16 protein-coding genes and 1 riboswitch are annotated in these 16086 nt (G+C 46.7%); of the genes, 1 reads left to right on the top strand and 15 read right to left on the bottom strand.

Going from position 1 to position 16086, the window contains the following annotated elements:
• Positions 1–30: 30 nt before the first annotated feature.
• Entirely contained in the window at positions 31–231 is a 201-nt protein-coding gene (locus BCV73_RS04660; protein WP_076169045.1) for a copper ion binding protein, read from the bottom strand.
• A gap of 158 nt (positions 232–389) precedes the next feature.
• Here BCV73_RS04660 and BCV73_RS04655 point away from each other — a divergent pair, with 158 nt between their 5' ends.
• Positions 390–1913 carry a multicopper oxidase family protein gene (locus BCV73_RS04655; protein WP_089546266.1) on the top strand — a complete coding sequence of 508 codons (1524 nt, stop codon included), beginning with the start codon at positions 390–392 and terminating at the stop codon, positions 1911–1913.
• A gap of 70 nt (positions 1914–1983) precedes the next feature.
• On the opposite strand, the gene BCV73_RS04650 is transcribed toward BCV73_RS04655, so the two are convergent.
• From BCV73_RS04650 to BCV73_RS04580, 14 genes are all read right to left on the bottom strand, one after another.
• On the bottom strand, positions 1984–2454 hold the full coding sequence (locus BCV73_RS04650; RefSeq protein WP_076169050.1) for a C40 family peptidase: 471 nt from the start codon (positions 2452–2454) through the stop codon (positions 1984–1986).
• Positions 2455–2458: 4 nt separating this feature from the next.
• Positions 2459–2590: riboswitch (cyclic di-AMP (ydaO/yuaA leader) on the bottom strand.
• Positions 2591–2895: 305 nt separating this feature from the next.
• Positions 2896–3462: a YdhK family protein gene (locus tag BCV73_RS04645; protein WP_256992739.1), complete on the bottom strand. Its 567-nt coding sequence runs from the start codon at positions 3460–3462 to the stop codon at positions 2896–2898.
• A 270-nt stretch (positions 3463–3732) separates the two neighbouring features.
• A complete protein-coding gene (locus BCV73_RS04640; protein WP_089550095.1) occupies positions 3733–5073 on the bottom strand; it encodes an ISL3 family transposase in 1341 nt (446 codons plus the stop codon).
• A 15-nt stretch (positions 5074–5088) separates the two neighbouring features.
• Positions 5089–6270, bottom strand: a complete 1182-nt coding sequence (locus tag BCV73_RS04635; protein ID WP_076169056.1) for an MFS transporter — start codon at positions 6268–6270, stop codon at positions 5089–5091.
• Between the two features lie 74 nt (positions 6271–6344).
• Entirely contained in the window at positions 6345–6635 is a 291-nt protein-coding gene (locus BCV73_RS04630) for an ArsR/SmtB family transcription factor (RefSeq protein WP_089546265.1), read from the bottom strand.
• Between the two features lie 211 nt (positions 6636–6846).
• Positions 6847–8361: an alpha/beta hydrolase family protein gene (locus tag BCV73_RS04625; protein WP_089546264.1), complete on the bottom strand. Its 1515-nt coding sequence runs from the start codon at positions 8359–8361 to the stop codon at positions 6847–6849.
• A gap of 134 nt (positions 8362–8495) precedes the next feature.
• Complete coding sequence (locus BCV73_RS04620; protein WP_089546263.1) at positions 8496–9269, bottom strand: ABC transporter permease; 774 nt, start codon at positions 9267–9269, stop codon at positions 8496–8498.
• A complete protein-coding gene (locus tag BCV73_RS04615; protein ID WP_089546262.1) occupies positions 9262–10182 on the bottom strand; it encodes an ABC transporter ATP-binding protein in 921 nt (306 codons plus the stop codon). The genes BCV73_RS04620 and BCV73_RS04615 overlap by 8 nt, the downstream gene beginning before the upstream one ends.
• A 140-nt stretch (positions 10183–10322) precedes the next feature.
• Entirely contained in the window at positions 10323–11255 is a 933-nt protein-coding gene (locus BCV73_RS04610; protein ID WP_089546261.1) for a sensor histidine kinase, read from the bottom strand.
• 10 nt (positions 11256–11265) lie between these two features.
• Complete coding sequence (locus BCV73_RS04605) at positions 11266–11973, bottom strand: response regulator transcription factor (protein ID WP_179231886.1); 708 nt, start codon at positions 11971–11973, stop codon at positions 11266–11268.
• Between the two features lie 738 nt (positions 11974–12711).
• The gene (locus BCV73_RS04595) at positions 12712–13293 is read right to left on the bottom strand and encodes a nucleotidyltransferase domain-containing protein (RefSeq protein ID WP_256992738.1); all 582 of its coding nucleotides are present in this window, start codon (positions 13291–13293) and stop codon (positions 12712–12714) included.
• Between the two features lie 184 nt (positions 13294–13477).
• Positions 13478–14053: a PadR family transcriptional regulator gene (locus BCV73_RS04590; protein WP_089546258.1), complete on the bottom strand. Its 576-nt coding sequence runs from the start codon at positions 14051–14053 to the stop codon at positions 13478–13480.
• 151 nt (positions 14054–14204) lie between these two features.
• Positions 14205–15599 carry an MDR family MFS transporter gene (locus BCV73_RS04585; protein ID WP_089546257.1) on the bottom strand — a complete coding sequence of 465 codons (1395 nt, stop codon included), beginning with the start codon at positions 15597–15599 and terminating at the stop codon, positions 14205–14207.
• A 43-nt stretch (positions 15600–15642) separates the two neighbouring features.
• The gene (locus BCV73_RS04580) at positions 15643–15993 is read right to left on the bottom strand and encodes a VOC family protein (RefSeq protein ID WP_089546256.1); all 351 of its coding nucleotides are present in this window, start codon (positions 15991–15993) and stop codon (positions 15643–15645) included.
• Positions 15994–16086 lie beyond the last annotated feature (93 nt).

Raw genomic sequence — 16086 nt, 5'->3', positions numbered from 1 at the left:
TGGCACCTCTATATATCACTTCAAGGTTACTTAAACAACGTCATAACCTTGGTCTTCGATGGTCTCTTTAATTTTGCTTTCCGTAAGTTTGGTCTCATCGAATTGAACTTCAACAGAAGCATTGGACAAGTTAACCTTCCCCCCAGCCCCTATTTGCTTAAGAGCTCCTTCAATGGAATTCACGCAGTGTTGACAGCTCATTCCGTTTACGTTTAAAGTAATGGTTTTCAATTTCGACTCCTCCTTTCGATTTGTTATTAGTATACCCCCCTATGGTATAATATTCAAGCCTAAAGTTATACTACCCCAGCCATCTTCATCATTTCTATACATGTTTACTTTATGATGAATGAGGCTTACATCAAAAGAATTAGAAAGGGGTTCTTCAAATGAAAGCAGCGATATTAAGAACAATAATCCTCGCTAGCTCAGTGGCCGTTTTTGCGGCTGGCTGCTCGAAAGTAAGCAATATGAACGGCATGGATCATTCAAAAATGAATATGGGTTCTAACTCTACTTCCAACTCGAGTGAATCCGCTACATCCGCAAAACTGACAACAGCAACACCTGTTGTGAATGGTAAAGAATTCACCATAACCGCTCAGGAAAGTAATCTTGAAGTGGAGAAGGGAAAAACCATTCCTGTTTGGACATTTAATAACTCGGTTCCCGGTCCACAAGTCCGGGTAAAGGTTGGGGATACGGTCAAAATAAACTTGAAAAATCAACTCAAGCAGCCTGTCTCCATCCATTGGCACGGCTATCCGGTTCCAAACAACATGGACGGAATTCCAGGAGTCACACAAGATGCTGTTGAACCCGGAAAGACCTTCACCTATGAATTTAAAGCCACCGTACCGGGTACTTATTGGTACCATTCACATCAAGACAGTGTGAATCAAGTGGACAAAGGCTTGTATGGTTCTCTTGTAGTCGAAGACCCCCAAGATACCGCTGACCGCGATTACACCCTTGTGCTCGATGAATGGATGAGTTCTGGAGATATGGACATGGATAACGATGGGATGAATATGGCAGGACATGATATGAGTATGTATGACCTTTATACGATCAACGGAAAAACAGGTGATGCGATCGATAAGCTTACCGTTAAAGAGGGTGAAAAAGTAAAACTTCGGTTGATTAACGCCGGCTACATCACGCACCGGATGCATTTACACGGTCATTCCTTTAAGGTTGTTGCATCCGACGGGCAGCCCGTGAATGACCCGGCTGTGATCAAGGATCAATTCGTCTCGATTGCTCCCGGAGAACGATATGACATTGAATTTACCGCAGATCATCCCGGAAATTGGTTGCTGGAAGAACACGCGAAGAATAATCGAGCACAAAATATGAAAGCCATGATTCAATACGAAGGTTCCAATGCGAAACCCGACCCTTCCGATGCCTTCGAAGAACTCCCCGATTTTGATTTGGAGAAGTACGGAACCATGTCTGCATCCGCATTTTCTTTGGATCAAAGCTTTGATGAAGACGTGACGATGAATCTAAATACCGAGATGAGAAATGGAGATATGGTTTACACGATCAATGGAAAGGTTTTTCCGGACACGGATACAATCAAAGTAAAAAAAGGAGATAAGGTAAAGGTGACCTTTGTAAATCAATCCAGAATGGACGATCACCCGATGCACCTGCACGGCCATTTCTTCCAAGTCTTGAGCAAGAATGGCAAGCCAGTTCAAGGATCTCCGATCATGAAAGACACGCTGAACGTCAAACCTGGCGAAACGTATGAAGTTGCTTTTGAAGCTGACAACCCCGGTGAATGGATGTTCCATTGCCACGATTTACACCACGCCTCCGCTGGAATGGTAACTGATGTGATGTATGATGATTATCAAAATAATTATACGCCTGATCCCAATGTGAACAACGTCCCTGAATAAACAACAAAACGCACCGGCTGACTTAAGCCGGTGCTTTCATTTTTGATTTAGGTAGATTATCCCGACTAGATCAAATTTCACTGATCATTTTCAGGTAACTTTGTTGACTCACGACGCGGCGTGCTGTAACATACCGATTTTTATAATATGAATCCGATAATTTGCTAATGGTAACGCCTTTACTGCTTGAAGAGTGTGCAAACTCATTATTGCCGATATAAATACCCGCGTGGGATATTCCCGTACCGTCCGTATTAAAGAATACCAGGTCTCCTGCTCTAAGGTTTTCACGATCTACTGGAGTTCCGGCTTGAGCCTGTGTTTTAGATGTGCGGGGTAAATCTAAATTGAATTTATCGAATATGTATAAAATAAAGCCGGAACAGTCAAAACCAGCCACTGATGTGCCGCCCCACTGATAAGGAGTGCCTACGACCTTATCCACCTCACTTTCGAGTTTAACGGAGCTGGCAAAGGAACTGGTTGCACTTGCTGAAAAAACAATGGCCGCACCTAACATTGACAGTATTACTTTCTTCACTATGTAGTTCTCCTTCCGATGCCTACGGAGTTAGCTAAGGGTTCGGTAGAAGGTTCCCTCTATTCTTCAATGAGAATATTTCACCCAAAAATGGTTCCCCCGTTTTCAGTATCAAGAAATTCGGCAATAATGATTAAAAAAATGTAACCCTACATAATGTAGTATATAATCAGTTTTTTTGTCAATGGCTAGATTCCGAGCAACAAAAAACTAAGGCAAATCATCATATAGACGCCAAACAAAAAACCGATCTGGCATTGTCAGATCGGTTAATTTATCCGTCAGTACACAGTCGAACCATGATCTTCATTGAGCTTGTCGATAACACGTCATAACGCTGCCCATATCCAATATTTACAGTATCAGTCATATAACGTACATAAGGAGAAAGGAACTCGCCGTCTTGTGCCACGCAGCATCACTCACCTGCTAAAAAATACTCTATTTAGAAAGCTCACTTTCGACTACCCATTGATGATTCTTAACGGGGTTTCCTCCTGTAGTTGGCGTATAGTCAACCATATATACCGTTGTTTTTTCAGTAGAGTCAATGGTGCCCTCTGCGCCTTTCATACCTTCCATGTGATCAGCCTCGATGGTCACCTTAGTTCCTGGCTGCAAGGGCTCACTACCCGCATCCTTTATTTCCTCCTGGATAATCCACTTGTGATTGGGGACGGGTTCACCTCCAGTGGTTGGAGTATACGTTACAGCATAAGCCACCGTGTCGTAGGCCCCAACCACCTTAGCCTTGGCACCATCCATCCCTTCCATATGCTTGGCATGGATCACAACCTCATCTCCAACTTTGAAGGTGGGATTTTGAGCTTCTTTCAACCCTTCAGGAACCTCACCCGAACCCGAATGGTTCATGCTGCCCATATCCCCCATATTTGAATGGTCGCTGCCCATGTCCATGTTCGTATTATTGTTTGCGTTATCCTTGTTTCCACACGCACTTAGCACCAGGATTGCTGCAAGGCTAATAAAAATGAATACTTTTTTCACAGTTTGTCACACACCTTTGCATATTTCTATTTGGATTGAATCCTCATCTCCCAAACATTCTACCCAAAACTTATGAAGAACTTGTGAAGGTTTCCCGGACCACTCTCAAAAACTCTGCCCGGGGCAGAGTTTAGAGGACAACCTTATTCATTCAATGTTTGCTTTCGTACAAAAATCTGAATATACCTTAGACAAACAAAAAAGAGAAATCATCTCACCATGGATCCAGTGCAATGACATCTCTTTTTGACTATTAAACGCCGGGTATCGTCAACATTCGTCCTTCTCCAATTTATCGATTAAGGTGGAAAAATCAATTCCAAGGAAGATTATTTCTTCTGGCTCACGAACAACTTCGATAGCTGGCTTATTAAACATCGGGAAGTTTTCCTCCCGTAGATGGTAGTTATCAAACCGCCTCTGGTACTTTGGGTTGCATTGCTTTCTAAGTCCCTCTGTAAAGAGTATCTTGGCGCTTAGGGCCTCAAAAGAGTATCCCCTTCTTAAACGATTAATGACTCGAATAAGTCTAATTAGAGATTCCGTATAAGCATCTGGAATGCGAATGCGATGGTCGAAATAAGCGAATATTTCTTCTTCCCAGTTCTTCATAGCCTTTGTCAGTGGTTCAAAAGCGGATTGCAGTTCCGTTGGTACTTTAGCTTTCCATTCGTTGTATTTAAGAAATGCCGTTTGTCTGTTATCACATTCCCAAATATCCAAATATGATTCCTTTAAGTCATAAGCAGTGACGAGAGACGGATGATTCTTTCTCCAAAGGTCTAGCGTAATCCGATCCTTCTCTGTAAGCTCTATATCCCGTTTTAAGAGGATAAAACGGCCTGGCATCAGCCCGCGGCGTTCTTTTGGCGATAATCCTTCAAGGATCTGCTTACGAATGGTTTCTAACGCTTGGTTTGCCATACGGACAACGTGAAATTTATCTACGATGATAAGAGCTTTTGGCAATACATCCCTTACGGCGTCCTTATACGGTTGCCACATATCCATAGTGACGTATCGGATTTGTCCTCTATTTGGAAGGCGTAAGAGGTAATCTGCAACGGTTTCCTTATTACGATTTGGCAAAACATCCAACAAAGTACATTCCTCAATGTTGGTTAAAACGCATCTTGGTTTAATGATGTGAATTTCGTCAATCCCAAGCCAATTGGGAGTTTCATATCGATGCGTTTCTCTAAGACGGTTGATGTAATCTCGAAAGATGTTGCGTATTGTTTTTTCATGCAATCCAACATCCTCGGATATGCTAACAAACGTACGTTCAATGCTTTGCGTCTCTATATAAGACAATAATCGTTTGGTGCAGTTTCGCTTTTTGTCTATGGTGTGGTCTAAGTGTTCCCAAAAGGTTCGATTGCAGTCTCTACAGCAATATCTCTGACGCTTTATGAGAAGGCTTACACGCTTGCCGTGAAGAGGCAAGTCCATACAAATCTGTTCCCTGCTATCGTGTTTGTAGAGGTTGGCTATACATCCACAATGAGGGCAAGCCAAAGGTGGAGAGTTCGTCACCATTTGAATTAGAAATTCAAACTCATTCTCACATATACTCAGGATGTTAAATTTCGGAAAATTTAGAATATCCATATGAGTTTCTTGCATTTATGATGCAATCTCCTTCTTTGTTTTCGCTTGGCTGGTCAAAATACCGCTGAGTATGAAAGATAACAAGGAACCGGCAAAGCATATAGCCGCAAACATGCCAACGGCAGAAAAACCGTTAAAAGTCGCGTAAATGAGGCCAGCGATCCAAGACCCGAGCGTTGTCGCAGCATACATGATTGAATTGGCCAAGCTGGAAGTCGTGCCGCGGATGGTTGGATTTAATGAATTCAACATTCCCAATATGAGGGGAAAAGCGATCCCCATGTTAACGAATATGAAAAAGTAAACACTTTCGAAAGCCGCAACCGATGACAAGTGAGGCAAAACAATAAAACATACGATAGAGACAAGAAAGCCCACAACTAGCGTATTGAAACGGTTAAACGTTTTGATCACATAGGCACCGCCGAAGCTTCCGACTATATTCCCGAGACCAAGAAAAAACATCACGTACCCCGCTTGGTCAATTGAAAGATGAAAACGATCTGTCACCCATTTTCCAATGAAAGAAAAGGCGGCAAAGAATCCACACTGAAATAAGAAGTGAGCGAGGAAAGCCCTTCTCGCCATTCGGCTGTTCAATAAGGGTATGTATCTACTGAAAATCGGAGTCTTGGTTTTTGGGCCATGATTTGGTTTCATTTCGGGCAAAGCATAGAAGATGAATACCGCCACTAATAGTGCACATGCACCGATTGTAAAAAAAGGATAATACCAATGGGTTGAGGCAAGCAGACTTCCAATAGGGATGCCGAACGCTTGGGAAGCAGCTAAGCCTGCCATGACGATTCCTGATACTTTGGCTATTTTTGGTGTTGGAAACAGAGCAGGAATCGATGCCCAGACTTGAGGCGCCGTAAATGCTGCGCTGACTCCAGCTAAAAAACGGAATACGAACATCGACCAAAAACTTGTGGCAAAGCCGCATAATATGGTTGAAACCGAGAAGCAGACCATGCCAAAAAGCATTACTTTTTTGCGATCCCATCCATCGGAAAGCGGTCCAGCGATTAATGCGAAAATGGCATAACCTAAAGCATAAGCCCCAACCATCCAACCGGAATATTCCGTTGGGATATGAAATAAGTTCTGAAGCGTGGGGATGAGCGGAGAAATCAAAAACGTATCTGTACCGATAACAAACATGATGAGGAAAAATAAAGTAGTTAATTGGATCATTCTATTCACCCTCTATAGTTAGTTCTATTGTTCAATGATCATTGAACTAATAAATAAAAAAAGAGAATTTCTTTCTACAACGTATCCAGAAATCCGGGTAAGTAAGTTTGAAATGTCTCCAAATCGATGCTCATATACTTCGCTTGAGCTTCTTTTCGTACCTTGATCAATTTCGCCTCCTTTAAAGTACGCAAGTGATACGACGTATTTGATTTCGTAGTATCGCGAATGTGGCCGACCTCTCCACAATTCATCTCATTCTTGCTGATGTATAAAGCTCGAATGATGTCCAATCTTGTTTCATCAGCTAACGCCTTAAATATTTTGACTCTGAGCTCATCATTTATCACTTTTTGAGTTGTCATAAAACCATTGTACTAATTTACCGCTGCAAATCAAGTCTTTAGATAATTACCACCATATTCTCCGATTTTAAGAAATGTTGTTTTGGAATCCTGTTATTTGCGTACTGCCTTGACAAACGTAAATCAAGGTAATTAAAAAGACCGAAACAACTACTAATCTTTCTACTTTTCCAGGTAATTCCTTTCATAAGCTGAAATGAAGTATGGTACGTTAATGGGTCAGTTGCAGCTTTTTTAATTGCGGATGCTTGTAAGTTAAGGATTCCAATTCATTTTCAGATCCGTCCTTTAAATGCTGGTCAAAAAACGCCAACGTTATGGATTTCGTAATTTCAAGGCATTTTTCCGGATCGATCTTCCCGCCTAGCCCTAAAAGCTCGCGAAGCTGGCGGTTGCCGATAAAGAGGCCCATATCGGTGAATTCCAAGTGGCTGCTGCCTTCGATGTGATAGAAATTGCCGGACTCTATTAGAACATCTATTAGTCCTAAAATATTTTGCCGCGCACGTTCGTAATCCTCGTTGTATGCTTTCTCGCTGCCTCCATAGGGCGCCAGCGCTTTTTCCCGCATCTCGTCCGGAATATGGTTTATATTTTTCATCATCAAAGGTTCCCGATCTTGAATCAAACGGGTATTTTGATCACTGGCCAGCATGAGAAAGGGGGCCATCTTCGAAGTGTCACGAGGCGTAATATAGACGTCGCCGTCCAAATCAATGGCAGCTTGGATTCTGCTGTCGTTCAACGCCAAGTTGTACGCGGACGATCCGCCAAGGGAATGCCCTATAGCCCCGATTTCGTTCAGATTTATCTTTCCTTTAAAGTCGGAGGGGATTTTCCCTTCGTTGAGATCGTTCAAGCTTGTGATCACGAATTCGGAATCGTCGACCATGATTTGAGACAGAACCGCTGTGGCTTCGCTCGTATCCAAGATTGCCGTAGCCTCGCGAGCCGAAACTAATCGATCAGGGAACTGCGTGACGGAAGAAATATAAGGATGATCAATCGCTGCAACGATATACCCGTGACTTGCCAGATCTTCACACTGGGATGTCTGAACTTCGACCGAGGTTCCGGCTCCATGGGAAAACAGGATCACCGGATAGCTTGGTTCTCGATCGGAGAGCGGCAGGCCTTCTTTTCCATTCGTTGTAACCCGGCTAAGATGCTGGAACAAGAAGGCGGGAATTCCAAAGCCCTCGATAAATGACTTTACATATGCCGGAGAATGATGAAAATAATAAGCATAAGGTGCAGTACGGTCTATCTCGGCTGGATAGTAGACTTTCACCATCAGCTCACGCTTTTGAGAGGGTGGATCCAGAAAAGGATCCGGGCGATTGGCATCGACCCAATTGAAGTATTTCACGCCCACCTCGTAGCTTCCGGTCGGTTTGGGAAGCGTAAATACCGGAAAAACGTACGTGAGGATGGAGGTCAAAAGGAGACCTGCCGCGGATAAGATCAATAGGGCAGCTTTTAGCGGGGGCGGGCTTTTAAAAGTAAAACGGCCGCTTGATTTGACCCATGCATACACCGTAAGCAGGACGACATACGCGTAGGAGAAAATCAGTTGAACACGGAACCCCTCTATGACTCCGTGAAGGCAGAGAATCACCAGATTCAATCCTGCCATACCCAGCCAAACTTTCCTGGAACGCTTGCGAAACACCAAAAAAAATGTCGATAAGTTCGCCAACAGCAATATGATTTCATAGGTTCTCATCAGATGACTCCTCTTCTACAACTCTTCTAAATTCCTATTAAACTTCGATCTTCAAGGTTTTAGAGGCATGACAAAACAAGCGTGACCTCAATAGTCCGCATCGATTTTTTCCTATGCCGATCTAAACAGGGATTTCACGAACCGCTGTGCACGTCCGCCCGCGTGTAATACACGAGAGAGAAAGCCAATGAAATCAGGAACAGAGAGATTAAGGTGATCATCGCTGCACCTGCGTACGGATTGGTACCGCCTGCATAAGCAATGTTCTGGGCGAGTTGACGGACCGGCCAATAGGGCGCAAGCCAGGGGAATACGATCGCGCCTCGGCTGTGGCCGATCACGCCGATTACGGTGACAATCGTGGCGAAGATGCCGACGACCGTGACAGGAACGATGCTTTTGCCGGCTATGCTCAGTGCAGCCGCAACGGGAACGGTACCGAAAGACAGCAAGCAAACGAACACGTTCATCCGCACGCCCGACCATAGCAAGTCGAGGTCAACGCTGCCGCTGATGGCATGCAGTATTGTCGTTACGGTAACGGTCGCGCAAGACAGGATGGAGCTGATCGCGATCAGCGTGAATACGACTGCCAGCTTGGCGGCGAAAATCCATGCCCGGGAGACCGGATAGATGAACAGTTGGTTGATCGTGCGTTCCTGGTATTCCCGTGCGAAGATCGAACCCGTCATCAGCGCGAAGATGGACGGTCCCATCATGACAAGCAGCATGCCCTGACGGTAGAACATGTCCTGTATATCCAGTCCAGCCTGTTCTCCGTTTAACATCACGCGCGGCAAAAATGCGAAAAAGGAGATCAGGTTCGATGGAAGAGCACCAATGAACACCATCCACCATATTTTGGTATTTTTTAGCTTGAGCCATTCGGCGGAAAAGACATTAAACAAGCGGATCCCCTCCAGTAAGCTTCAGAAAATAGTCCTCCAGGCTGTCGCCGGCGCGCTTGATCTCCTCAACGGCGATGCCTTCGCCCGTCAGCGTCCGGTTGACCTTGGAGGGTTCATCCAACATCTCATACAGACGAAGCACCCCAGGTGCCGCCACGAGGTAATCGGATACCCCGAGTCTCTGCTCGAGGATATAGGCGGCGCGTTTATCATCGCCCACCCGAATCTCCAGGTAACGTCTCGATTTCCGCTGCAGCGCTTCGTAATCGACCTCCTCCAGCAGCCGGCCTCCATGGACGATGCCGACCCGGGTTGCCAGCTGTTCGATCTCGCCAAGCAGATGGCTGGAGATCAGGAATGTGATGCCGCGCTGCCGGGCGAGATCCAGAAACAGCTGCCGCACCTCCTTGATGCCGGCTGGATCAAGACCGTTCGTCGGCTCATCCAACACGAGAAATTCCGGATGATGAAGCAGCGACCGGGCAATGCCCAGGCGTTGCTTCATACCGAGCGAGTATTCCTTGACCCGCTGGTTTCGGGCGCCCAGCAGACCGACGGATGCCAGCACCTCGTCGATGCTCTCCTTGTTGCCCATTCCCATCAGCCGCCGATGCACTTCCAGATTGTCGGCCGCGCTCAGATTGAGATAGAAGCCGGGATATTCAATGATGCCCCCGATTCGCGCCATCGTCTCGTTCCTCCCGGCGACACTCGAACTGCCGAACCAGTCGATCTCGCCGGCGGTTGGACGAATCAGTCCCATAATCATTCGCAATGTCGTCGTTTTGCCGGCCCCGTTCTGTCCGAGAAAACCGTAGATGTCTCCCTGGCGAATATTCATATTGATGTTCTCAACAGCCAATTTACTCCCATATCGCTTACTCAGGCGATGGGTTTGCAGTACATAGCTCATGGGTGTCTCTCCTTTCAAAACCTAGGATACCGCGAAATTCTAACAAACCCTTATTAAATTTCTAACAAATCTCTTAAATAAGGAGGAAGGAGCTATGCATGGGGAGCGGTTGCCGGTTGAGGCAGCGAGGGAAAGCGAGATTATTGACCTTGTCGGACGGAAAATGAAATTACTGTTTTGATGTTGGGCGAGCTCGCGGCAGTGATCCGGCCTCCTAACTTCTCGACGAGATTTTTCGCGATCGTTAGCCCCAGGCCGGTGCCCTGCAGAGCCGTATTGCGGGAAGCCTCACCCGTATATAACCGCTCGAATATGTGAGGCAGATCGGTGGCGGGAATCCCTCTGCCGCGGTCCCATATATCGATCCAGACCTCGCCGGCCTCATCCCGAACTTTAACGCCGATCTCCCCGCCTTCCGAGCCGTACCGGAGCGCGTTGGAGAGCAGGTTGTTCAATATCCGGGTCAGAAAGGAAGCGTCAGCCATTCCGTATACAGGCGTCTCGGGGATCTCGATCGTCGGAGTAATGCCGGCTTTGACGAACTGGGGATAAAACCCGGCTAATGCTTCCCGCACACTCTCGGCCAAGTCCATGCGGCGCAGATCAGGCTCCGACTCGTCCGATTCCAGCCTAGCGAGCTCGAAGAAGTCTTGCAGAAGGGCCAATAATACGCTGCCTTTATCCGAAGCTATTCCGAGAAAGCGTTCACGCTCCTTGGCTGAAAGCGTGCCGTCGCATCGAAGTGCCTCCAAGTATCCGAGAAGAGCGGTTAGCGGCGTCCGGAGATCATGCGAGATATTGGCAATCATTCGCTTGCGCTCCTCTTCAAGGAACCGGGTTCTTTCATACGTGCGTTGAAAATAATCTACCATCCGATTCAGCTCGCCCCCCAGATCCGACAAATCCCTGTTGGATGTGACGCCCCGGTAACGCATATTCAGATTGCCCGTTCGGATCTCCCGCGTGGCACGTATCAGCTGCCTTAACTCTAGACGTAGGCGGAAATGCCTGTGAATCAAATATATACCCGCTATGAAGTTGATGATCAAAAGTATAGCGATCGTGATCAGCATATTATCTCCTCTAGCCCAGCTTGTAGCCGAATCCCCATACGGTTTGGATGAAGACGGGGTTGGAAGGATCCGGCTCGATTTTTGTGCGCAGCCTGTTAATATGGACCATAACGGTGTTGTCGTCGGATATGCTCTCCTCTTCCCAGACAGCCTGGAAGATTTGAGCCTTCGTGAATACGCGGGAAGGATGGGACAGAAACAGTTTAAGGATCGCGAACTCCTTGGCCGTCAGCGTTTTTTTCTCTCCCGCCACGGTGACTTCGCAGGTCGCAGTATCCAGCGCGAGATCGCCCCAAGCGAGCATCTCTTTCGCATTCTTCGACTCGGAGGAAGGATTGAAAATCGTGTAACGGCGCATCTGGGCTTTGACCCTGGCAACCAGCTCACCTATGGTGAAGGGCTTGGTCAAATAATCGTCAGCACCAAGGTCGAGCCCAATGATTTTATCGGACTCGCGGTCCTTGGCCGACAGAATGATGACGGGTATCGTGCTTTTGGCGCGAATTGTGCGCAGCACCTCGTGTCCCCCCGCGCGCGGGAGCATCATGTCAAGGACAACAAGCTGATACTCGGAGCCTCCATGGCCGCTGAACCGCTCAATAGCATCTTGACCATCCATAACGGAATCGACATCGAAGCCATCTTTGCTCAGGTAGGTGGAGACGAGTAAATTGATCTCGGCGTCGTCTTCGACGACCAGAATGCGTATTGGATTCATAATTACCCCCTTAGGTTAGTACGAATTGTTCTTTTACATCCAAATATCACCATAAACCTATAATCTATCATAACCTAACAACAGTGTAGCATAAGCCTGCTCCCCACCGTGGTTGATAATATCAACATCCCTGATCTCATCGCTGTCCGTGGGGAGATTTACGCCATTAGTAATAGCCTGCTCGCGAGACTTCCGCCAGTTTTATGAGCCATGCTAATGTATACTTCCGCCCCATCTCTTCAATAATTTCACACCGACTCGTTTTGCTCGTCACTCCCCGTGAAGATTTGGATACCGCTTTTTTAAGTACTCCATTTCCGCCTTCAAGTACGCCATTTCTTTTTCTACGCTGGCGAACTTTGTTTTCGGTCGTCCTTTACGAAAGGCTTCTTGCTATATTCCCATCAGTACCAGTTTGCGGACTGCATTTTCAACTCTTCAGGATATCTATTATTAGTACGGCCTGTTTTCCCCACAAAAAATCCCCTCCGGTATCCAACGTTTAAGTACATCTTACCAGATGTCTTTTTTTCGTTGTCTACCATGAGGGGATCATACCACATCGGCGGTTCTTACCTTCATCCTGAGTTCCGGAACGGCGTTTACTCCTTCACTCTACTAAAATCACCCATCTTTTTAACCACCTGCGAAATTTTGGAAAAGGTAAAATCCATAATCGGATGATGCAAGGAGTACGGCAACTTTCCGCGGGATTTCAATTGCCCTCGTCTGAAGAAACTATTTTAAAGTAGAAATCCAATCGTGTCCTTCCGGAAATTGAAGGTTTAGTGAGGATTTCAGCCATGCTTTTTCTTTAGGTGAAAGACTTGGCAGTACGGTTTGAAAATCCAGATAATCTTTTTCTCTTACTTGAGAAGCCCCTCCTTTATAAAGAAGCTGAATCTCGGGTCTCATGTAAGGTATTTCTTCCTTTGTTTTTAGAAACAACTCATCGACCGGTCTTGTTATCAAGTGATTTCGATTGTATTTCCACGAGGTCCCCTCTGTATTCAATAGCATCAATTGAAAAACAAACGGGGCATCTTTACTTCTGCTAACCCATATATCATTTGTTGTATGCAAGTATTCCTGGTCTTGCCAAAGAGTAAGTTTGCCCTCTTCTGCTTTATATAAAACCCAATCTTGATTTAAATATTGATATGCAAGCAGGTGCTGCTCCCTTGTAATCGCAATGTCTACATCGCTATGCTTCCTTGTTTGTTTACCAAGATGTAAATCCAGTGCCCAACCGCCGGCAATACACCAATGAATCGGTATTTCAGAGAAGATATCATGAATTTCCGGTATGGATAGAGGCATCCAATTATATATGTCCGATCTCAAATAACACACTCCTTCGCTTTCAGTTCAAGTCATGGATTGCCAAGTAAATCAAAATAGGATATTTTCGCCCTTTCGCGTCATTTGTTTCAACAAAGAGGCCAGCCTTTTTAGCTCGCCCCCCATCCTATTAATGATCTGCTACTCCTTAAGCCTTTCAATTTCACTCCCGCTCAAGCCCTTGTCCATCCACGCGATGGCTCTCGATTAACTGCATAACCCACGTTTCATCAAATCGAAGCTTTTCCAACCGATGCCGGAAGAAGATCTGAATATATTTCTGCTCCCCGCCGGGAATCCGTTCGTCTTTGCCAGCGTATTCCAACCGTTCTTCCTCGTGACGGATTTCATAACGCAGGTAATCTTTGTATTGATGCAAAATTAAAAACTGCAATTCTTTGCTGATCAGTTCAAAATTTTTCAGTTTCGTATAAAAATGAAGCTCGTAATCCGGCGAATATGGAATCGGTTCTTCCATCAACCGAAAAAAACGTATTCTGCCTTCGTCCGTAAGTTTATAGGTCTTTATTTTTTTTCCTCTTCCTTGTTTGGCACCCTCCGGTTGCTCATCAGGAACCTGTTCGATCAAACCGTCCGCAAGCATGCCGTGGATCAGCGGATAAATCGCCCCCCAGCTGACTTTTCGCGTAGGACCAACGATCCCGTTCAAAATCTGATGCAGCAAGTAGCCGTGCATCGGGTTATTCATCAATTCGCCTAGTATGAATAATTCGTACAAACGAAAGGCCCCCTTGTAGGTTTTACTGCTTTTATGCAAACAACAGTATAACATACGGATGCCTGTAAAAACAGAAAAGCCGCAGGTCGCGGCTTTTCCAGGCTGCATCCATTTGCGGCCGGTTCCGGTATTTCGCTTTGTTATCCTGCCGTTACGCTGAATGCTGCTGCGCCATCACTTGGCGGTGTTTCGGCAGGAACAATACGGCGAGCAGGTTCGCAATCGCGATCCCCAACATGAACAGAAAAACGGCATGCATTCCGGCAGTCAGCTCCGTTTTGGAGCCAATTATGGTTACATACTGGTTGTAAATCGTGCCGAATACCGCGATGCCGACCGTTTGGCCCAGCGCACGGGCCAGCATGCTGGAAGCGTTGGCGACGCCGCGTTTTTCCCAGCCGACGACCGATTGCACGACAACGGTGGAGGGCGTCGCAATGAACCCCATTCCCAGTCCGATTAGCACGAGGATACTGATCCAAAATACATAGGGCGAGTTCATCTGAATCGCAATCAGCCAGAGGGAGCCTGCCATGACCAGCGAAGAGCCGAATACGATCGATGCCTTCACCCCGACCCGGTACATGAGCCGGCCGGCGATGTTGGAGGCGAGCGGCCAGGCCAGCGACATCGGCATAGCGATCAGTCCCGAGCTTGTCGCGGAACTGTCTAGCACGGATTGAATCCAGATCGGCGAGTACACCGTCAACCCCGTCGTAATGCTGAACGTCAGAAAACCGCTGATATTGGTGACGTTCAATACGCGGATACGGAAAATCGATAACGGGATCATCGGTTCCTCCGCCCGTTTTTCAATCCAGAGGAACAACATAAAACATACGGCCGATGACGCGAACAGCCCCACGATCACCGGGGAATCCCAGGAATGCCGGGACCCGCCGCTCAGCAGCGCATACAACAGTGCGGAGAAAGTAATGGTAAACATAATTGCGCCGAGGTAATCGATTTTTTTCGCCTGACGTTCGATCGGCTGGTGCAAAAATACGACGACCAGCAGCAGGGCGATGATGCCGATCGGCAAGTTGATGTAGAAGATCCATCGCCAGGAAACTTGATCGACGAAGTAACCTCCGATAAGCGGGCCGAGAAGGCCAGCCACGGACCAAACGGACGAAAAGATACCCATCATTTTGCCGCGCTGCTTGCCCGAGAACAAATCGCCGATGACGGTAAAGCACACGGGCGCAAGCGCCCCGGCACCAAATCCTTGCAAAGCCCTGAACCAAATGAGCCCCGTCATCGATTGTGCGGCTCCGCACAAGATGGAACCGAGCATGAATAAACTGATGCCCGCGGCGAACACGGGTTTGCGCCCGAATAAATCGGCGAGCTTGCCGAAAATGGGGGTCGCCACGCAGGTAGTCAACGTATAAACCGCAAACACCCAACTGAACAGCGTCTCGCCGTGCAAATCCCTGATCATATGCGGGGTAGCGGTGGCGACGACGGTCGCATCCAAAGCGCCAATAAACATCGCCGCCAGCAGTCCGGCGACAACCATGTTGACGTTGGTTTTCGAGGCCATGCGGAAAACGCCTCCTTACATTTTCTTTATGCCGCCCTTTGGTTTAACGATTGCAAACCAAGTAAAGGGTATTGCCTTCAGGATCGTTGAAATGCACGACATTGGCCGCCTTGCCTTCCACGGAATCGTGGAATTGAACGCCGCTGGTTTTCAGCGTTTCGATAGCTGACTCCATGTCCGCCACCTCAAACCCTATAGACATGCTGCCCGATTTTTCCGGAAGGGAACCTTGTTCTCCGGCAAGATGCAGGAGACCGATCGTCAATCCAGGTGCCGCGATTTGCGCAAAATGCCCGTCACCGTGCTGCAGCTCCAATCCCAAGGTTTCGGCGTAAAATTTCACCGCCTTTTTCATATCCGCTACCATTACAGTCACATTGCCGCTTTTGAACATCTTATATTTCCTCCTTAATCGTTTGATCGATTTTCATTATATCAAAATAATATAATAAGTAAATATATTTTATAGATATATTTTTATGGAAAA

Source organism: Paenibacillus sp. SSG-1 (assembly GCF_002224835.1).
Lineage (GTDB): Bacteria > Bacillota > Bacilli > Paenibacillales > Paenibacillaceae > Paenibacillus_AQ > Paenibacillus_AQ favisporus.
The sequence above is the reverse complement of the archived record's forward strand: the minus strand, read 5'-3'. Positions and strand labels throughout refer to the sequence as shown.